Source organism: uncultured Brachyspira sp. (genome assembly GCF_944390595.1).
In the GTDB taxonomy this organism is placed as follows: domain Bacteria; phylum Spirochaetota; class Brachyspiria; order Brachyspirales; family Brachyspiraceae; genus Brachyspira.
Window position 1 is genome coordinate 1 of the sequence record NZ_CALXRN010000227.1, and the last position, 2,721, is coordinate 2,721.

Below are 2,721 nucleotides of genomic sequence, written 5' to 3' on the forward strand. Positions count from 1 at the left end.
GTTCCATAACAGGAATAGTTTTTCCGGAAATTTTCACAGCTATTTCCATTATACTAAATGATAAAGCAGAAAATATTATATATAATGAGCCTATTTTGATATTGTTCATAAATAAAGTTGAAAATATTTTATATAATAATTTTTATAAATATTTTTCTATCTCTGTAAAAGCAACACCGGCCTTCTCTTGTATATAAATATCTACTATAGAATTTGTAAAATTAGATGGTGCCGGATTTATTTCCATAATTCTAGCTCCAGAACGTTTAGCTAAATGCGGAATCTGTGCAGCAGGCATAACTTCGCCGCCGGTACCTATTATAATAAATAAATCACATTTCTGAGCATCTTCTATAGAGCTGTTAAAATCTACAGCAGGTAATTGCTCTCCAAAAAAAACAAATGCCGGCTTTAAAGTAGCAGAACATTTTTCACATGAAGGAGGATCCATAGCAAGTATTTCTTTATCGATTTTATATCTTGTTTTGCATTTCATGCATACTGCATATTTTGCTGTACCATGAAGTTCATAAACAATTTTGCTTCCTGCCTCTTGATGAAGATTATCAATATTTTGAGTAATTACAGAACGCATTATACCCATTTTTTCTAAATTAGCTAATACTATATGAGCTTTATTAGGCTTAACATCTGTAATAGGATCATAAAAAACCTTTTTTAGTGATTTCCAAGATTCTTTTTGATGCTTAACAAAATAAGAAATCTCAGCAAACTGACTTCCATGTTTCTCCCAAAGACCGTCAGGACCTCTGAAAGGAGGAACACCGCTTTCTACACTTATACCTGCACCTGTAAAAGCTACAGCGTATTTTGAATCTTTAATTGTTTGTGCTATTAATTTGTAGTCTATCATAATGATTACTATTATATAGCAAAATATTATTTTTTCTACTATATATTTTATTTTTATAATAATAAATTCCAAATTATAAAATAATGTTATTAATGTTCTATTAATGTATATATTTTTGTATAAAATATAATTTTATAATAATATTTTTTTATTGACACATTACTTTATTATGTTATAATATAACTACATATTTTTATTGTTAAAATAAAAAACAGATATTAAGGATATATTATGATTAGTAGAACACAAATTATGCGTTTATTAAAATACAAAAATGCATTAAGACGCATGAAAAGTTTCGGATTTATAAAAGCTTATTCCAACAACTTGGGAGATGCTATAGGTATTACTTCAGTTCAAGTAAGAAAAGATTTTTCACTTTTTAATATCTCTGGAAATAAAAAAGGCGGATACAATATAGATGATTTGCTAGAACAAATTGACAGCATATTAGGCAAACAAATATCACATAATATTATATTGATAGGATATGGTAAAATAGGAAAAGCATTAGTAAATTACAGAGGTTTTGAAAGCGAATCAATAAAAATTATTGCTGCATTTGATCATAACCCTGATAAAATAGACAGAAATGCCCCTACTCCAATACTTCCTATAGAAGAATTAAAAGATTTCATAATTAATAACAAAATAGAAATAGCAATATTAACTGTTCCGGATTTAGAAGCTCAAAGAATGTTTGATGTTATATGTAATGCTGGTATAAAAGGAGTTCTTAATTTTGCTCCTATTAAGTTATTAGAAAGACCTGATTGTATAATCAATGATGTTAATATAGCTGATGAAATTGAATCTTTATTCTATTTTATAAATGATGTAAAAGAAACATCTTCAAGCAAAAAACATAAAGATAAAGGCGACAAATAATTAAAAAAATAAAAAAGAGATACTCTAAAAAGTATCTCTTTTTTATATATAAATGCATTATTTATTATAAGTTAAACTTGCTCTAGTCAATAAATCTATTACTTCAGGATTTCCATTTTCCATAGCATACATTAAAGCAGTTTTTCTAAACTTATCTGTAGTATTAAGATGTGCACCAGCATTAACTAAATACTCTACAGACATATAATCACCATTTTCAGCAGCAAACATCAAAGCAGTTTTACCGTCATTATCTGCTATATTCAAATCTGCATTAGCATTAATCAAAGCATTAATAGAACCACTCTTTCCAGAAACAGCAGCCCAAATCAAAGCAGTTCTTCCATCTCTCATTTTAAAATTAATACTTGCCTTTCCAATTAAAAGAGATGATACAACATCTGTTAATCCTAATGTAGAAGCTAAAGCAAGAGGAGTAATATTTCCATAAGGACCGTAAGTAGCTACTATATTAGCATCCGCACCGCGTTCTAATAGTATTTTTGCAACTTCATTATTGCCTTTAGCTATAGCATAAAATAAAGCGTTTGCACCATGCTCATTTATATAGTTAACTTCGCTTCCTTTATCTAAAAGGAGTTTTACTATTAAATCATGGTTATTATATGATGCCACCATTAAAGGAGTCATATTATAATTAACACCATCACCATTTCCACTTCTGTATGTGCCACTTATTTTCAAATCAGCATTAGCATTAACTATCATTTCTACTATGCTGTAATAACCTTTTCCTGCTGCCTGTAAAAGAGCTGTTGTCCCATTATTTAACTTTATATTAGGATTGGCATTTTTAGCAAGCAAATAAGACACTATATCTACATATCCGGCATCTGCAGCATAAGTTAATGCTGTTTTTCCATGTATACATGTAAGATTAACATTAGCATTCTGAGATAATAAAAGCAATACTACATCTTTATATCCTTTTGAAGCAG

The 2,721-nt window shown here is 28.6% G+C and carries 3 protein-coding genes; 1 reads left to right on the forward strand and 2 read right to left on the reverse strand.

What is annotated here, in order from left to right; all coding sequences use genetic code 11:
• Positions 1-142: 142 nt before the first annotated feature.
• Positions 143-874, reverse strand: a complete 732-nt coding sequence (locus tag Q0J90_RS13620) for an NAD-dependent deacylase (protein WP_297278427.1) — start codon at positions 872-874, stop codon at positions 143-145.
• A gap of 231 nt (positions 875-1,105) precedes the next feature.
• On the opposite strand from Q0J90_RS13620, the gene Q0J90_RS13625 reads away from it, so the two are divergent.
• Positions 1,106-1,762 carry a redox-sensing transcriptional repressor Rex gene (locus tag Q0J90_RS13625; protein WP_297278428.1) on the forward strand — a complete coding sequence of 219 codons (657 nt, stop codon included), beginning with the start codon at positions 1,106-1,108 and terminating at the stop codon, positions 1,760-1,762.
• Between the two features lie 57 nt (positions 1,763-1,819).
• Here Q0J90_RS13625 and Q0J90_RS13630 read toward each other — a convergent pair.
• Positions 1,820-2,721 (reverse strand): ankyrin repeat domain-containing protein (locus Q0J90_RS13630; RefSeq protein WP_297278429.1); only part of this gene is annotated, 902 nt, incomplete at its 5' end.

What these genes read in the sequence shown, in the direction of transcription:
- Q0J90_RS13620 (WP_297278427.1), bottom strand. Translation starts at nt 874, where the DNA reads ATGATAGACTACAAATTAATAGCACAAACAATTAAAGATTCAAAATAC.
- Q0J90_RS13625 (WP_297278428.1), top strand. Translation starts at nt 1,106, where the DNA reads ATGATTAGTAGAACACAAATTATGCGTTTATTAAAATACAAAAATGCA.